This window comes from Streptomyces sp. CA-251247 (assembly GCF_050952975.1).
In the GTDB taxonomy this organism is placed as follows: Bacteria; Actinomycetota; Actinomycetes; order Streptomycetales; family Streptomycetaceae; genus Streptomyces; species Streptomyces achmelvichensis.
The window spans coordinates 8,077,060-8,092,973 of the sequence record NZ_CP191861.1 but is presented as its reverse complement, the minus strand read 5'-3'; the positions used below and the strand labels follow the sequence as shown (position 1 = coordinate 8,092,973).

General features: G+C 67.8%; 12 protein-coding genes. All 12 read right to left on the bottom strand.

What is annotated here, in order from left to right; all coding sequences use genetic code 11:
- Positions 1 to 50 precede the first annotated feature (50 nt).
- Positions 51 to 656 (bottom strand): type I-E CRISPR-associated protein Cse2/CasB, encoded by a 606-nt coding sequence (gene casB / locus ACQPWZ_RS36185; RefSeq protein WP_433573674.1) that lies wholly within the window; start codon positions 654 to 656, stop codon positions 51 to 53.
- Between the two features lie 127 nt (positions 657 to 783).
- On the bottom strand, positions 784 to 2,487 hold the full coding sequence (gene casA / locus ACQPWZ_RS36180) for a type I-E CRISPR-associated protein Cse1/CasA (protein ID WP_433573673.1): 1,704 nt from the start codon (positions 2,485 to 2,487) through the stop codon (positions 784 to 786).
- A gap of 275 nt (positions 2,488 to 2,762) precedes the next feature.
- Positions 2,763 to 5,609, bottom strand: a complete 2,847-nt coding sequence (gene cas3 / locus ACQPWZ_RS36175; RefSeq protein ID WP_433573936.1) for a CRISPR-associated helicase Cas3' — start codon at positions 5,607 to 5,609, stop codon at positions 2,763 to 2,765.
- A gap of 268 nt (positions 5,610 to 5,877) precedes the next feature.
- The gene (locus tag ACQPWZ_RS36170; protein ID WP_433573672.1) at positions 5,878 to 6,168 is read right to left on the bottom strand and encodes a hypothetical protein; all 291 of its coding nucleotides are present in this window, start codon (positions 6,166 to 6,168) and stop codon (positions 5,878 to 5,880) included.
- A 178-nt stretch (positions 6,169 to 6,346) separates the two neighbouring features.
- Positions 6,347 to 6,859 carry an isopentenyl transferase family protein gene (locus tag ACQPWZ_RS36165; protein WP_433573671.1) on the bottom strand — a complete coding sequence of 171 codons (513 nt, stop codon included), beginning with the start codon at positions 6,857 to 6,859 and terminating at the stop codon, positions 6,347 to 6,349.
- A complete protein-coding gene (locus ACQPWZ_RS36160) occupies positions 6,856 to 7,029 on the bottom strand; it encodes a hypothetical protein (RefSeq protein WP_433573670.1) in 174 nt (57 codons plus the stop codon). The genes ACQPWZ_RS36165 and ACQPWZ_RS36160 overlap by 4 nt, the downstream gene beginning before the upstream one ends.
- A complete protein-coding gene (locus ACQPWZ_RS36155) occupies positions 7,026 to 8,150 on the bottom strand; it encodes an aminotransferase class I/II-fold pyridoxal phosphate-dependent enzyme (protein ID WP_433573669.1) in 1,125 nt (374 codons plus the stop codon). Before ACQPWZ_RS36155 ends, ACQPWZ_RS36160 begins: the two co-directional genes overlap by 4 nt.
- A gap of 11 nt (positions 8,151 to 8,161) precedes the next feature.
- On the bottom strand, positions 8,162 to 9,235 hold the full coding sequence (locus ACQPWZ_RS36150) for a GNAT family N-acetyltransferase (protein ID WP_433573668.1): 1,074 nt from the start codon (positions 9,233 to 9,235) through the stop codon (positions 8,162 to 8,164).
- A gap of 3 nt (positions 9,236 to 9,238) precedes the next feature.
- Positions 9,239 to 10,477: an MFS transporter gene (locus ACQPWZ_RS36145; RefSeq protein ID WP_433573667.1), complete on the bottom strand. Its 1,239-nt coding sequence runs from the start codon at positions 10,475 to 10,477 to the stop codon at positions 9,239 to 9,241.
- Between the two features lie 282 nt (positions 10,478 to 10,759).
- Positions 10,760 to 11,278: a hypothetical protein gene (locus ACQPWZ_RS36140; RefSeq protein ID WP_433573666.1), complete on the bottom strand. Its 519-nt coding sequence runs from the start codon at positions 11,276 to 11,278 to the stop codon at positions 10,760 to 10,762.
- Positions 11,279 to 12,150: 872 nt separating this feature from the next.
- Positions 12,151 to 12,621 (bottom strand): hypothetical protein, encoded by a 471-nt coding sequence (locus tag ACQPWZ_RS36135; RefSeq protein ID WP_433573665.1) that lies wholly within the window; start codon positions 12,619 to 12,621, stop codon positions 12,151 to 12,153.
- A gap of 291 nt (positions 12,622 to 12,912) precedes the next feature.
- On the bottom strand, positions 12,913 to 14,826 hold the full coding sequence (locus ACQPWZ_RS36130) for a helix-turn-helix domain-containing protein (protein ID WP_433573664.1): 1,914 nt from the start codon (positions 14,824 to 14,826) through the stop codon (positions 12,913 to 12,915).
- Positions 14,827 to 15,914: the final 1,088 nt, after the last annotated feature.

The window sequence follows — 15,914 nt, the reverse complement described above, 5'->3', positions numbered from 1 at the left end:
CGCGCCGTCACATGTGCGCTCTGCGGCAGAGGCGACGGGCAGGCTGTTGGTCAGCGGCCCGATCGTGGAGCCGTCGTCCTCTGGGTCCAGCCGTAGTAGTCCAGGCCCCAGCGGCGGCGCACGCGGGAGCGGGTGTCGGGCCGGCCCCATTGGTGGACGTCGGAGACCAGGCGGTCGTAGTCGAGGGGCTGCTTGATGCCCTTGAGCTGGGTGATCAGGCCGCGTAGCCGCAGTTGGAGGCCTGCCGTCGCCGCTGCAGAGAACGCCTGCTGGAAGCGCGCATCCACTGCCTCGTCGCTGGTGCGGTCGTGGCGCCTGAGTTCGAGCATGGCCCGACCGAGACCGACGCCGTCCCGGTGCATCGGCGCGTTCTGGCTCTGCTGGTGAAGCCCGTAGAGGGCGAGCGCGATGTGCTCGGCCTCCTGCTCGGCCGAGACCTCTCCACGGCGGGCGGCGAAGTCGTCGACCGGGCAGGTGTAGAAGGGGAACATCTCCAGCACGGTTCCGGCGGGGCGGCCCAGCCCTCGGCGCAGCACCGCGAGGTCCTCGCCGCGTGGGCGTTGCTCCGCCGCGTTGCCGCTCTTGCGTCGCCAGGTGCCGTCCGCGGCGGTGTAGCGGTGCCAGATTCTCTGCTTCGTGAAGTCTTCTTCGGTCATGACCGTGTCCAGACGTGATGAGGGACGCTGTGCCGTGAAGGCATGTTGGGGCGCCCCGGAGGTGATGGCCGGATTGGCTCGGCGAGGGCATGGCGGGTGAAGGGCACCTTGCAGTGCGCCTGGTCAGCTACTCGCTGTCCGGGGTGGGGCCGTTTCTCCGCGCGGCGGCTGCCCGGTGCAGGATCTCCGCACGGCGCTTGAGGAAGGACGCCTCGGCCAGAGAGACGCGGTGCGTGCGCTCGGGCTTTCCCTCCTGGGAGACGCTTCTGCCCACGAATGCTCCGATGGGTACCGCCTGCAGGAGGCGATCGGCGACTTCCCAGCTCCGGCGCCAGGCAAGCTGCTCCCAGGCGAGCTGGCCGGCCTCGATCCGCTCCAGCTCTGCCACGCCTCTGATCCCGATGAGCAGTCGCCGCACCAAGGGGTCCAAGGCATGCAGGACGAGTTCGCCGGGACGCTGTCCCTTGTCCCAGGGGATCGGTTCGGTGCCCAGGGCGCGCCGCAGATCACCTGAGAGGTGATTGACGGCTGTGGCCAACTGCTCAGCCTGTTCTGCTACTTCGAGGAGGGCGGAGCGGACGTCGCTGTCGGCGTCGAGCGCCGCGAGTGGGAGGGGCAACGCGTCGAACATCACGTCGTCAATGACGGCGGACTGGTTGCCGTACGACACACCGGAGAGCTCTACGCGCAGGGGGTACGCTTCGCCGAGGTCAGGTGACAGGGCGCCAGCCTGGTCGAGGAGCTTACTCGTGGCGAAGCCGCTCGTCTTTTCCCCGGCATCCCGGGACTGACGCTCGGGTGCCAGGAGTGCATCCAGCCCGCGCCATGCAGCCTTCCCAGGCTGGAGACGTAGAGGACGGCGCGGCGTCGAGGCTTCGGCTCTACTTCTCCCTGGGCTCCGACCACCGGTCGGTTCCACACGCCACATGGTGTGCGGCTCGGTTTCAGGTGTGTGGGGCATCCGGTCACCCGCGGCAACCATGACGCGGGTCACTCGCACGCCCTCATCGGTCTTTTCCGGGAAGAGTCGGATCCGGCGGGACTGCCACGTCCACAGGTCCAAGAGCCCTTCGGGCGACCGCTCCTGCCACTGGGAAGTGCCTGCCGAACACGGATCTGCCGGCTCGCGCCTCCTCCACTGCGGCAGGTCTGCAGATGTCGGCGCCGCCCCGACCGGGATGTTCAGCAGGAGTGTCTCGAACAACGTCCTGCCGACGAGCAGCGTGACGCCCATCTGGCCGAGCGGCCCGGTCGGATTCCCGGTGGTCTTGCCCGCCTTCGCCTTGGGATCGCCCACGGCGCCTGTCTTGATCGCTGCAGTGTCCCAGCACTGGGTGTGCACCAGCCAGTGCGCCGCCTGCGACGGCGTCAACGAGAAGGAATCGCCCTCCGTACGCGAAGCGAACAGCGGCACGTTGTTGCCGGTGGCAGCAGTCGCGACGATCAGTCCGGCATTCTTAGTCTCCCCCTTCGTATTGCGCAGCCCGGCGACCTGCCCGAAGGGCTGAACCGGGCTGAAGAGGTCGAACAGGTCGCGGTGCGCGTCCAGATAATCCGTGAGCTTGAGACGTTGCTCAGGCGTCCAGCGCCCTGCGGAGAACCAACGCATCCACTCGCGCTCGTCGGCCGGACGCCCCAGGGCGTCGAGGAGCGTGGGTAGCAGCACCTGCCGGAAGACGGCCGGCCTCTGGGTGGGCAACTCCACCACCAGGTCGCCGAACTCGTGGGCCTCCAGTAACGCAGTGCCCAGCGAGCGTTCCTGTACCGGTCCGCCCTCTGCTGCTGGCAGGAGCAGCCAGGGATTATCCGTCAGGAAAAAGCCATGCGCCATCATTCCCCCTTGAGGCAAGCTTCTTTGTTTAACGCTAGCAGTGGCACTCGTCCACCACATGCCTTCTTGGCAACCAGGTGGAAGAATCCCGGCGTTGACCCTGCACCACCGGATTTGTATCGCCGGACTGCGGGGATGATCCCCTTCTCTGTTTGCACAGCGGATCAGGAAACACATCGACCCCGCGTCACGCGGGGCGGTGAGCCGCCGGGCCGGCGCCCGGCGGCTCACCCACACCCTTGAGCCATGTGCCGCTGCGCGACCGGTACGCGCCCCTAAACCTGCCGGAGCCCGAACTCGTCGTCGTACGACACCATGAGGTCGCCCAGTCGGACCCTGCGTGAAGCGTCCAACACCAGAGCGCGGCTCCGGCCCAACCACGGATGTCCATGCCAGCCGGGCAACGGCCCCAACGCCAGAGCCGATTGTGTGAACTTCGATGGCAAGCGCACCATCGAGCCCAGAACCTCATCCAGTACGTCCGGCGCCACATCGCCATTGACACTCAGGGCGCGCCCCGCGAGTGTCCGGAAGACCGCGTCCCTCTCATCCCGGACCACCAGGAACACTTCGACAGACTCGTCGCCGTCTCGGACCGCCGCCTGCAACGAACTCTCATCGCTGCCCGCGGTCGCCCCGCCATAGTGCAGGCCCGCCAGCGTCCGCCTCTCGTGCTCGCCATGCGGCGTCAGCAAGAACTGCCGAGCATTCTCGGCACGGGCCCGGTCCTGGTCCTCCTGCTCCCGGCAGGCAACGTCACCAGCCTCTCGCCACGTCTCGGGCAGTAGCGACGCCTCCGCCTCGTACACCTGCTCCACCAGCCTGGGCACGTCTCCGGGAACCGACCACGCCTCGCCCGCACCGGGCAGCACAGCAGCGGTCCGCAGCAGCAGATGACGCCCGTAGATCATCTCGCTGGCGAACGGGAACGCCGGCTCGCCACTCTCCCGGGGCGCGAGCCCGGTGACGAACACTCGTGGCATGCGCAGCCTGTCCGGACGCAACGTGCCCTCGTGCCGATGCAACCGCCCTACCCGCTGCAACAGAAGATCGACGGGAGCCAGATCCGTGACCAGCACATCGGCATCAATGTCGAAGGACTGCTCAGCGAGCTGAGTTGCAACGAGGATCAACCGGCCGCCTCGGGGCCGCGGCGCCTGCGGACCCAGCAGCCGCAGGCTCTCCTCCGTCAGATCGGCACGCCGGGCGACTGTGAAGCGGGCATGCAGAAGGCGTACTTCGTCCTCACCGAACCGTCCGCGCAATTCCTCGTAGAGACTCTGCGCCCGCGCGACGGAGTTGCGGATAACGAGCGCGGTACCCCCGTCGGCCAGTTCACTCGCCAACAGGTCACCTACACCCGCATCCGCCTCGCCCTGCAGCCGCACCCGTTCCTCACGCGAAGACCGCGCACCGGGTACCGCCTCAGGTACCACCCGGACCATCACGCTGAGGTCCTCACGCCAGCTTTCCGTACCGTCCAGGTGGAACTCCGGGTTCCCCGAAGGCGACAGCCATGCCGCCGTGACACTCGGGTATCCGAACGGCCCCGGAACCTCGACCGGCAATTCCTCGCGTGACGCAGCACCCGCGAGGTACGCCTCAACCAGAGCCTTCCGCTGAGCCGGAGCAAGCGTCGCCGACAGGACAATCACCGGAACCCCGGCCTGCCCCAGCCAGCGCAGCGCCTCACCCAGAAACTGGCTCATGTACACATCACACGCGTGCACTTCGTCCAGAATCACGACCTTGCCGGCCAAGCCCGCCATCCGCAGCATCACGTGCCGCGTACGGGTAGCCGCATAGAGAAGCTGGTCTACCGTGCCGACCACGAACGGGGCCAGCAGTCCACGCTTCGACCCCAGAAACCACTCGGCTGGGCCCTGCCGTTCCGGCACGCCGCGCACCCCAGGTTCGACGCCGTACGGATCGTCATCCAGTCCGAACTCGTCCACCCCGCAGAATGCCTCGTCCACGTACTCCCCTGCGCCTTCCAGGAGAGCTTGCCACTCCCGGTTGAACGCCCTCTTGCCGTGCAGGAGCACCACCCGGGAAGCAAGTCGCCCATCGATCGCCTCCAGCCAGCGACGTGTGCGGGTGAACATGGGGTCGCTGGTCGCCTGGGTCGGCATCCCTACGAACACACCATCGGCGCCGAACCGGGCCGCCAAGACTTCCGCCGCAGCTTGCGCGGCCTCCGTCTTGCCCTCGCCCATCGGCGCCTCAACCACCACAAGCCCAGGCCCGCCCATCCGACGAGCCGCCTCGACCACCGTTGCTTGTGAGGGCCGCGGCACGTACCCGAACCGGTCTCGGAACGTCTGGGGGCATGGCGTCTCCAGAGCCTCCCAGCCGCCCTGCAGCCCCAGAGCCTTCCACGCCGACGCCGCCCGCTCACGGGAAGCATCCAGACTCACAAGCAGCAGATCATCCATGCCCACGAAGAAGCGCTGGTCACTCGCGATCCAGTCCGCCATGACCACCAGGCCACTGAGCTGCAACTGGAGTGCCCTGGACGGAACCACTACCGGTTCCGCCTCGTCGAGCGCCCCGAACCCTAGCTCCTCGGTGAACACCTCGAGTACGGCCTGCTGAACCCGACGCCACTCGCCCCTCCCACGCAGCTGCCCCTTGGCCGACCGAGGCTCCTGCACATCCCGAAGCGAAGGAAACGCACCATGATGCCCAGCCACCAGCGGCCACACCCAGTCCAGCTGCTCCGCGTCCCACCCGGCCCCAGCCAGCAACTCGCGCACCATCAGCCCACCGGCCCAGTCGTGACGCCACCGCCGCTGCTGCTTCGCCCCTGCCACAGCGGCCGTCTCCACCCACGCCAACCCCGACCGACGCACCGCCTCCGCGCCCTCGGGCCACAGACGCTGATGCGCCGGCGTCGCCTTCCCACAATCGTGAACCCCGCATAACCACGCAAAGAACCGCCGCCCCTGCCTCGGCCCACCCGCCACCTCATCCAGCGCTGACTGCATCGAGAGCGCAAGGAAGCAGTCCCACAACAGCTCTGCAACCGCCGCCGTATCCAGAAGGTGCGCCATCAAAAGGCTCGTGCGACCCCCGGCCCGCTCCCGCGACTTCCCCCATAACGTCTCCAGCGCCCGCAGCACAGAAGGCTCATAACGCTCACTCAACCTCTGAATATCCACCGAGCCCCCACTACCGTCACGGAACCGACCAGAGCGTAGAGGCAACCACTGACAACATGGCTTGAAGTGCGGATATACCGAAATGCCAGCACCTGCGGCGGCACCACTGCTTTCCGCAGGTACGGAGCTAACGGGACGTCCGGACAGGGATCAGGGTCGACGTCGCTACGGCGCACTGTCGCAGCGACGGGCGGGAGCAACCCTGCGGGTGCGGGGTCGACCTGATGGTTCAGGGGTCCGCGTCCGCAAGTCCGGAGCATCCCCGCGCGGCACACGCTACCGGAAACTTCTCCGAGTCCGGCATCAGCGGCTCGCCCGTCTGGACGAAGCCCTTGCCCTTGACCCACCCCGGCGGCCAATGCTGTCCGTGACCGTTGACCAAGTCGCGGAAGCGTTTCGCCGCCCCTTCGTCATCGAAGGTCTCGCGGCACCGGTCCCCTGTTCGGGACCCCCCGGCCCGCCAGACGATGGTGTACGAGGGGTCTCCGGAGAGCCAGGAATTGGTCTTGATCGAAGCCATGGAGAAATCGTACGGGGCTTCGGTGTGGCGTTTGTGTGGCGAACGCGACGCCTGCGCTAGCGCGAAACCTGCGTTTTCGCAGGTCCCGACGTCTCTCCTCTGGTGGGGCGGGTGGGACTCGAGAACCCACGGCCGACGGATTATGAGTCCTTCGAGGATCTTGGCGGCCCTTGAGTTTCTACGCTAATCTGTGACGTTCTTGCAGGTCAGAGTGGGTGAACTGTGCCGACGTTCCCCTACCTTTCCTTCGGCTTACCCGCGCAAGCCCCGCCACTTCGTATGCGGCCAGGCTCTGTTCGGTGTAGGCGGTCACGCGCAGATCCCAGGCGCTGCTCCATTCCGGGCGTGCCAGGAGTTCGTGGAGCAGGGAGATGGATCCGCCTTCGATGACCAGCGCCCGGGTGCCGTCCTCCAGGCCCTGCCGCAGGCGGAGGAGCAGCCGGTCGATGCCGGGGACTGCGGCGATCGGACCGTGCGGGGAGAGCGGCCCGTCGTCGAGGTAAAGGCGGGTGGTTCCGCGCAATGTGTCGCTGGTGGGCCGGGCGGATCCGATGGCGAGTTCGGGGTAGCACTGGATGCGGTCGAGCACGAGGACCGGGCAGCCGCCGTAGACGCGGGCGAGCGCGACGGACAGGCGGGTCTTGCCCAAGCCGGTGGCGCCGAGGACCAGGTGCAGTATCGGCTTGCTCATGCCTCCTCCCCCAGCGTTGCAGGTCCGGGGAGGGGCTCGAGGACGAACTTGCCGGAATACGGCGGCCGCCGCACGAACGCCTCGGGCGAGCTGTCTCTTCCGTAGAGGGAGCGCAGCGTGCGCTGTGCTTCCTCGTAGGTGATGGTGTCGGTGTCGAGGACGAGTTTCATGCCCGCCCCCAGCCGGCCGGGAGGGTGTCGAGCGCGGCCGAGAAGACGGCGAGTTCGGCCGGTCCGTTCGGGGCCATGATGCGGATGCCGCAGGCGCCGTTCACGGCGCCGTCGAACATCCGGACCGCGATGCCATGCGCCGCGAGGTGCTCGACAACCGGCCGCGGGTCGGCGAGGTGAACAAAGCGGTAGTGAATGCCGGCCGGCACCACCAGCTCGTCGAACCGGTCGGCCAGGACCTGCTGCAGCCGGCGGGCATCGTCCTGGATGACGGCACGCACCGTGGTCAGCCAGGCGGTGTCTTCCAGTGCAGCAACGCCAAGCGTGATGTCCAGCAAAGAGAGCGGCCATTGGATCAACTGCGCTGCGACCAGGTCACGGACATGCTGGTTGCGGGTCCAGAGCATCCCCGCGCGGGAGCCCGTCATCCCGTAGGTCTTGCCCGTGCTCTGCAGGACCACCAGATTGTCGGCGTCCGCGCCGGCGAGGCTGAGATCCTCGCCCTGGAACTCGATGTACTCCTCGTCGACCACGAGCACTGCGCCGGGATTCTCCCGGGCCGCCTGGAGCAGGTCGCCGCTTGGGATGAAGTGCCCGAGCGGGTTCGACGGGTTCGAGAGGATCACCACGTCGTCGGTCCGCAGGGCCATCCGCACGCGTTCCAGGCGCAGTTCGACGGTGTCCCGGGCGGTGTCGGGCGGGGAGACGAAGGTGGCCCAGGGGAAGAGCCGCATCGTCTCGGTGTAGTCGGGCGCGATGACCGCGACGTGTTCCTCGCGCAGGACGCGGGACAGGATGGTGAGGAACTCGGTGACGCCGCGGGCGGGCAGCATGTCGCCGACGTCCGTGCCGAGCCGGTCCGCGAACGCCTGTAGATAGCGCTTCTCCGCCACGTACGGGGGCTGGGCTCGTTCGTACGGCGGAGGCACCAGGTCGCCGGGCCGCTCGCTGAGGAGCCGGCGTACAGCGGCGATCGCATGCGGGGGCGGGCCGAGCCGGTTGGTGCAGGTGGACAGGTCGACGGTGATCTGCCCGGACCGGTAGGCGGTGAGGTCACCGCCTTGGATCGCCGCCGGATTCTCGGGCAGCACCAGTGACGCGGATGCTGGGGTGGTGGGCATCAGGCGATTCCTCACATCTCATCGGGTCGGAACGGCAGAGTGCGGCGGACCGCGGTGACGGTGGCCGACCAGATGGGTGCGTACTGCTGCTTGTAGGCGACCTGACCCGGTGCGCAGGTGGTACGACCGAGATCGAGGGAAACGAACCCGGCGGCCGTGAGGTCGTCGGTGAGGTGACGCAGCAGGGCGTGCCCCGGCGCGAGGTCCTCGTGGTCGAGGTCCATGGCGGGCAGCATCGAGTAGGCGTGGCGGTCGCGATACAGGCACAGCTGGGCGGCCACGGGCTTGCCGTCGAGACTGAGGGTGGCGATGAACGCCGACTCCGGGCAGCGTTCGAGGACGGTGCGCAGGCGTCCGTCGGCGGCAGTGACCCGGTGCTCCGGGCCGCTGGCGCGCCAGCGGCGGCGATGCAAGTGGGCCAGTGCGGCGTAGGCGTCGGAGAGTTCGGCGGCGCTCTGGGTACGGTGGTAGTCGATCGTGTGGCCGCGGGTGGCGAGGGCTGCCCAGTCGCGCCGGCGGCGCCGGTGGTCGCGGCGGGTGGAGCGCGACATGGCCGCGTACGGGACGGGCAAGGTGATTCGGGCACAGCGGGTGAGGCCGTGCCGCCACGAGGAGATGTAGCGGCCGAGAGCGCTGGTGGCAGGGACGTCGGGGAGCATGACATCGGCGTCGAGACGGGTGAGGGCCTCGGCCAAGGAGGCCGCCACAGCGGGGTCTTCGGCGTCCGGGCCGACGATCCGAACGTACTCGGCCATGGGCGTCGACAGCGGGGTGACCTCCAGCCAGCCGCCGGCCGTGCGGTCGCGGACGACGGCGAGCGCGGCCCGTGGGCCGGTGTCGTTCTCGGCGACCAGGATCATCAGAGTGGCGGTCAACGGGAGCTGGTCGGCGTGCGCGGAGAGCCAGCCCGGCGCCTGGTAGGGCGTGGCGAGCGAGTCCTGCTGAAACAGGCCGGCCCACCGTGTGGTGAGGAAGGTGTGGGCGAGCGGGCCCTCGATCACCCGGACCTGTGCTGGTGCGGCAGAGGGAAGGACGCTGAGGCTGCCGGTAGTTGTTGTCGGTCCCCCGGTTTCGAAATGACGCATCGTTCAGCTCCCTTGGAAGGCACCATCGCGCCGTACCGGCCGGCCTGTGCCGGATGGTTCGGGCACCTGGTGCGGAGAGTGGGGTGCCTCGGCGGAAGTTCCGGGCGCCGGTTTCGGCCTGGTCAGGGTCGCCAGCGGCGCGCAGAGCAGGGCGCCGGTGAGTCCGCAGGCCAGGATTGTGGCGCCGGCGAGCCGGCCGCCGCCGGTGTTCAGTGCCCAGGCAGCGAGGAGCGGCGAGACGATGACCGCGACCGCGAGCGTGGTGCCCCAGATCCCGGCGTACAGTCCTCGGGCGTCGGCGGGTGAGATGCGGTTGAGGATGTCGCTGGCCGCGATGAACAAGACGATCTCCCCCGGCACGGCGAGCGTGACGGTGACCGCGTAGCCGGGGGTGGTGGAGGCAAGTCCGGCCGTTCCCATGCCGATCCCCAACAGCAGCGAACTGGCAGCGAACAGACCGGTCATCGGAGCCCCGGCGGCGGCGCGGTGCGTGATCCACGGCGTGATGATCGGCGAGAGGGCGATGACGACGATCGCGGCGACGACCTGCGTCAGTCCGTAGGAGCTCGCGGCAAGTCCGTCGGCGTACATCAGCATCGGCAGCGCGGTGAACATCGCAGCACAGCAGGTCAGCGCCGCGAAGCTGGCCAGCCACAACAGCCACAGCCGGCCATCGCGCAGCGCCTGACCGCAGCCACCCGCTGCTGCCCCGAGTGCTGGAGCCCCGGAGCGCGGGCGGTGGTCGGAGGGCATGACAGCGAGGGCTGCGATGCCGAAAACGCCGCACACGGCGCCGTTGCCGAGGAACAAGGTGTCGGTGCCGGCCCGGCCGGCGAGCAGTCCACCGGTAGCGCCGGTGAGCCCGGCGCCGACATTGACGGCGAAGTGACGGGCCGCGTTGACCCGGGTCCGCGCGGACTCCGACGGGAAGACGTCCGCGATGACCGCGGAAGTGATGGGGCGGGGCGCGTCGTAGACGACGCCGGCGACCAGAGCAGCGGCGAACACCGCGGCCGCGGACTGCGTCCACGCCAGAGCAGGCATCGCCACCGCCGCCACAGCCATGGCGCAGACCAGCGTGGTGCGGCGACCGTACCGGTCGGCTCCCCATCCGCACAGGAGTTGGCCCACCAGCCACCCCGCGCCGAACGCGGCCAGGACATACCCAACGATGGCCGTGGACAGAGACAGCTCAGCCAGCCGGAAGGAGAGGAACGGATACACGAAGCCAGCGCTGCGCACGGCGAAAGTGCCCAGCAACAGGACCCAGATGACCGGTGGCCAGCGGGTGCCGGAAGCGGACGAGCGGACGGGAGGCGGATAAGCGGGGGTTCGGGGCACGGGTACTCCAGGGCGGAGTCATGCGGCATCCGCAGGCGCAGGGGCCCGCGGTCGAAGGTGTGGGGGCGCCGCCAGGGGGACCAGCGGCACCCCCACGGGAGGCCACAGTGCGCCGCAGAGGGATGGATCAAACGGCGGCCATGGCCGGTCTGGGAGAGGGCAGTGCGTCAGGTGACCCCGCGGCTATACGGCACGGGTGCCGGCCAGGTCGTAGCGGATGTAGCCCTTGCCGTCGTCGGCGATGTCCGCGTACAGCGCCCCGTCGGCGGTAAAGGTGCGCTTGGTACCCCAGTACTTGGCGGCGCCGTAGAAGGCTCCGCGCCAACCGGCTTCGGAGCCATTGATGTAGTCGTCGACCCGCTCGGTAGTTGACTTCATGGCCCGGTCCTTGTGCTCGGCGCGTACCTGGACGTAGGCGTCGTTCAGGCGCTTCCCACCGATGACGAAGCCGGTCCCGTCCCACGACACCTTGCGCACGTACGCCTCGTAGCCGCGGTAGCTGCCGGCAGATCCGGTAAAGGCGAGGCAGATGTCGACCGTCACGGCGACGTCCGGCTTGTTCGGCAGCGACAGCATCTTCTTGGTCGCCTTGCACTGCCAGTCGGGCGCCGCGCTCGCGGGCACAGCGGTGGCGAGGAGGCTGCCGGTGGCTGCGACAGCAGCGAGGAGAGCGGTCGCGGTCTTGCGGCGGTTGAGAGGCATGCGGACAGAACCCTTCAGGAATGAATGCCACATTTAGGGCATCAATGGGTGTGGTGAGGCGCGCCCGGCTCTCGGGCGTGAGAGATGAATCCGGTGCCATGCCGGCGACCTGCGGGCACAGGGCGGGCAGGACGCGGCAGTCAGTTGGCAGCAGGCCAGGCGTCGACAGGGCCGTCGCCTGCCGGACCGGCGTGGGGAAGCCGCCAGAGGGCAATACGGATTGCGCCGGTGACGGGATGATGGCGCCGGCAGGAGCTGTGCTGGGGGGCTGTGCAGTTCCCGTCGGCGCCGCCGCGCGATGGGAGTGTCAGCTCCCGAGCGGTCGGCCCCTTCGGCTAGCTAGACGCCGGGGCCGATGGCTGACCGTCCGGCGAGTCAATGCCGGCGGTCGCGTGGATGTGGAGCCGGCCCGTGCTGTTCGCGTTCGAGCTCGGCGCACGCTCGCCCGAGGGCGGCGGTACGGCCGCGGTGCGGCCGGGTCGAGATGTCATGGATTTCCCTCTGCCTGATCCAGAGGGCTCGGCGCACAGGATGTGACCGGGCGGGGGGACGAAGACTCGTCCGGCCTGTCCCGACAAGGGACAGCTGGTCTATCCTGGCGGCGCTGACGTGCTCCAACACGGCAGCGAGCCCCGGCGGATCTATTGGTCTGCTGGTGGTTGACTCGGCGCGAGTCAGGGTTGCCGGCCTTCGGGCCGGCACCCGTGCGCACCCGGGAGGATGCGACAGGTCAAACGGATTGGCCCCCTTCTCCACGGCGAGTGCTGTCACAGCCGCAGATATCCCAGGTCGGATCCCGGAGCGGATACTGAGTTCCCGCAGCGGATGTGTGGCGCGAAGGGGTCGAAATTCCTGCAGGCATTGTGTGGGCTTCACCAGGTCGGAGAGTGGACAGCTCGGGAGACCGGCATTGCTGAACCGTGCTCGCAGGGAAGGTTGGCGTATTCGCTGTGGGGGCACGAATTCGGTGATGATGTTGGGTCCGGACTGGACTGAGGGTTGGGGCCGATCGCGTTCAGAAAGTTGATTCCGTGGTCGGCCGCGGCTTGCTTCAGGATGCTCGCGACGCGGGCCGTGGTCTCCCAGAGGTTCAGCGACACGGACCCGATCGGCAGATTCGGAAGAACGTAGGGGACGACAGCGCTGTGCAGGATGGCTGCATTACGCACGGCCGTAATGGTGGCCTTTGCCGTGGTCAGCAGCTCCACCCACTCGGAACCGACGGCCGCGAATTCGGCGAGAACAGCCGCTTCCTGGCCGGTGCGGCCGTCGGGCAGGAGCCAGGTGCGTACCTCGGCGCCTGACGCCCACAGCTCGGCGGTGATCGGAGCAGCGTCCTGCACCGATCCGATGGTCGCGGCACGACCGAATGACATGGATAACCCCAGGAATCGAGAGGCGTTGTTCCTTACGGGCATCACGCTAGGCGCATGACAATGAATGCGGTATGGGAAAAGTGCACAGCCGAGGCGTTCTCCGTATCAACACCTGCACAGGCTCAGGGCAATGACATACAGGCGTGCTGCTATACACGGCGTGCCGGGCATTTCGGGGCAGCCGTGTACAGCGGAACTTCTGGACGGACGTGACGCCAAGTCTCATGTCTTGGCCGCTGGTTGGAGGTGGCATATCTCCTATATCGCGGCGATTCGAGCAATGGTAGGCAGGGCCGTCCCGGCGAACACGCTCAGCGCGATAGTGATGTCCCGCAAGCCGATGCGACTGGTGAGGCGGCTACCGGACAGCTGCTCGATCGTCTTGAGGTGGCTCCGCACGGTCGCATCAGCGATCTCCAGTACGCCGGCGGCCTTCTCGACGCTCTCGTCGTGGTCCAACCAGGCGGTGAGCGTGCGGACCAGGTCGCGCCGGTCGGCACGGACCGGGTCGATGAGCGCTTCCGCCCACGCACTAACCCGGTCCGTACTCAGCAGTTCCTCAAGGCCCACGACGCTCATGGCCCGTGCGGGTGTGCCAACGGAGTGGTCGGGGAGGGCCGCGAGGTCGATGGCGAGACCGACGATCACCTTGTTGTAGGTGCGGGTCAGATCCAGCTGCAGCAGCTCGGAAGCCCGGGCCACCCTGGCCGCGACGGTGTTGCGGTGCACGTTGAGGGCGTGTGCGGCCTGCGTGTGCGGCCGGCTGAACGCAATCGGCAGTGTCTCTTCGATCTGTGCGGCCTTCTCCTCAGGAAGCGCGCTTCGGATGGGGGCGACCAGGCGCCTGCCCCATCCCCGGGCCGGCCCAAGGTCGAGCTGATCGACGAGGTTCGACTGCACGGGTGCCAGCACATAAGGCTCACGTCGGCGATCGCAGGCCTTCAAGGCCGTCACAGCCTCCTGCAGCGCGGCTGGCGCCAAGGACAGCGGGCGCGGGTTGCTGCCCCCCAAGCGCAGTGCACCCCCACGGTTCACGACCAATTTCTGCAAGCCCGAGGCGATGCTGCTGGCTGCCTGATCAGTGACGTCCACGGGCTCGACCACCACAACCCGCTCGCGGTTCTGGGGGCAGCAGACGAGGAGTGCACGCCCTCTTGCCATCTCCTCGCAGCGGACCAATGCGATCTCTCTCTGCTCGGCCGAGCCGCAGTCAATCACGAAGACCCGGACATCGGCGTGAGCCCGAATTCCGAGACCTTGCAGAAACTGCCTTGCTCGGTCAGGTTCGGGTCCCATTATTAGTTCGTAGGTGAAGGCTCGTGCTTCGCGAGCTGTTCGGGCAAGGTGAGCGGAGTCGCGTTGGGCCTGCTCCACCAAGTCCAGCATGCGTGCCGCCTGCTTGATGAGCCGAGTGTCAGCTTCATCGAAGGGGCGGTTCCCGGCGACGACCAAGAAGGCGTCGCTGACGCCAGTCGGGCTGAGAGCGAGTACGCGGGTGTGCGAGCCAGGCTGATCCGGCAAGACGGCTCCGGCCAGTGAGGTGCCCCTGTGCCCGGGCAGCGCCTGGGCCAGACGACGAGCGGATGAGGGTACCGCTGCCACTACCTCCCCATCCGATCCGCTGACGAGGACGTCCCCTCCGACTGCCTCTTCAAGCCAGGCAGCGACCCGGTGCATTGCAGTAATGTCAGCCAACCGCGGCGGGAGTTGTTGCATGAGCTGACCCAGGTGTTCGACCTGACGTTCGGCGTACTGGGCACGGTAGTGCTGGATGCCCTCATTGAGATTTGCCCAGGCTGCGGGTGCTGCTGTGGTGGTCAGTAGCGGAATTCGCAGACGGCGGGCGACTTGGCGGGTTGATTGCCGAAACGCCGTCGACCTGTGCTCGTCTGCGGTGATCACGAGTCCCGCGAAGCGCTGCTTGCGCATCACAGTGAGTAGGCGATCGACGGCGGCCGCGAACGTGCGCTGCTGAACACTGTCGAGAAGGAGGAGGATCAGAGCGCCGGGTGGGTGGGAGAACTCCCACCTGCTGTGACGAAGATCGTCTTCAGCCAGGACAACCAGCACGGTGACCATGGTGCCGGCGTAGGCCTCCGTAGCACCTTGGCCCTGGCAGAAGCGCAACTGAAGCTCGGGTCGTTCATCGACTAGGTAGCCGAGTGTCGTCATGCTTTTCCTCACCTCATCTCAGCTGCACGGCATCCAGTACCGCGTAGCGACGTTCTGCGGCCCCGGGAAGATAGGTCGACTGCTCATGCGACCGCCTGAATGCAGTCGATCGGGAGGGTGGCCGTTGATGCGGTGGGCCTCAGCCCGGCTAGGAAGACCGCGGCTGCTGCGATCGGGGCATCCCATGCGTCTGTGTGCCGACAAGTGTTGTTCCGGCTAAGCGGGTTGAATGTGACCGGCGTGATCACATTGACGGTCTATAGTCGGCGGTCCACTTCCCCCAACAGGGCCCTCGCCTTGGAGCCACTGAAGGGAGCCCGTGCTCCCGAAGCCCAAGTCGCGCCCGATCTCCGGCAACCGCCACCGTCACGACGGAGAAGTCCACACCGCTCATGAAGGTGGCACCGCACAAGGTGAACAAGATGAGCCAGCCTCGGACGCTGACGTCCGCGACCTCCTCGCCGCGACGCGCATTTTGAGTGTCGGTTACCACCATGGGTTGCCTCTTCACGGGGAGTTGATCGCTGGACACACAGGTCGAGCCGGCCTGCGCCACACTACGAAGCGAGCTGAGTACCGACGGGTGCCGAGACCGCCACCGGGAAACGGAGCGCGCACTTTGACAAGTCGTCGAAGTGGCGCTCTCCGTCCTTGCGGCCAGCTCACTTGCCACCAGCCTGTGTCCTGCGGCCGACTGAACCCAGCCCTCTGTCAGAGGTACCCCCGCCATGCATACCTGTGACAGGTGCAGGACCAGACGCACTGTTTCAGGTACGGGCGGCTCACTGCGTCACCTTGCGGGGACACACCCCTCACATCTCTTCCATTCTCCTGGCCAGCACCACCCGGGCTGACGCGTCTCCTGCCCGTCACCGGCTCAAAGAGGGCCGAGCAACCGGCAGCCGCCCACGCGCACGCGTGCAATGACCGGCCGGCCGCGCTGGCGAAGGCGGCCGCGGAGCCCGGCTGGTCTTCGCCGGGGACGGCGCGGGCGGCTGCATCCTGCCCGGCACAGGGCGCCCTTCGACGGTGCGGCGGCCCTGGTCGACCATCTCGCAGAATCCTCCGACTCGCTGAGCAGCCTCGGG

Excerpts from the sequence above, each read along its gene's own strand:
- casB (WP_433573674.1), bottom strand. The coding sequence starts at position 656 with ATGACCGAAGAAGACTTCACGAAGCAGAGAATCTGGCACCGCTACACC.
- casA (WP_433573673.1), bottom strand. The coding sequence starts at position 2,487 with ATGGCGCATGGCTTTTTCCTGACGGATAATCCCTGGCTGCTCCTGCCA.
- ACQPWZ_RS36170 (WP_433573672.1), bottom strand. The coding sequence starts at position 6,168 with ATGGCTTCGATCAAGACCAATTCCTGGCTCTCCGGAGACCCCTCGTAC.
- ACQPWZ_RS36165 (WP_433573671.1), bottom strand. The coding sequence starts at position 6,859 with ATGAGCAAGCCGATACTGCACCTGGTCCTCGGCGCCACCGGCTTGGGC.
- ACQPWZ_RS36160 (WP_433573670.1), bottom strand. The coding sequence starts at position 7,029 with ATGAAACTCGTCCTCGACACCGACACCATCACCTACGAGGAAGCACAG.
- ACQPWZ_RS36155 (WP_433573669.1), bottom strand. The coding sequence starts at position 8,150 with ATGCCCACCACCCCAGCATCCGCGTCACTGGTGCTGCCCGAGAATCCG.
- ACQPWZ_RS36150 (WP_433573668.1), bottom strand. The coding sequence starts at position 9,235 with ATGCGTCATTTCGAAACCGGGGGACCGACAACAACTACCGGCAGCCTC.
- ACQPWZ_RS36140 (WP_433573666.1), bottom strand. The coding sequence starts at position 11,278 with ATGCCTCTCAACCGCCGCAAGACCGCGACCGCTCTCCTCGCTGCTGTC.
- ACQPWZ_RS36130 (WP_433573664.1), bottom strand. The coding sequence starts at position 14,826 with ATGACGACACTCGGCTACCTAGTCGATGAACGACCCGAGCTTCAGTTG.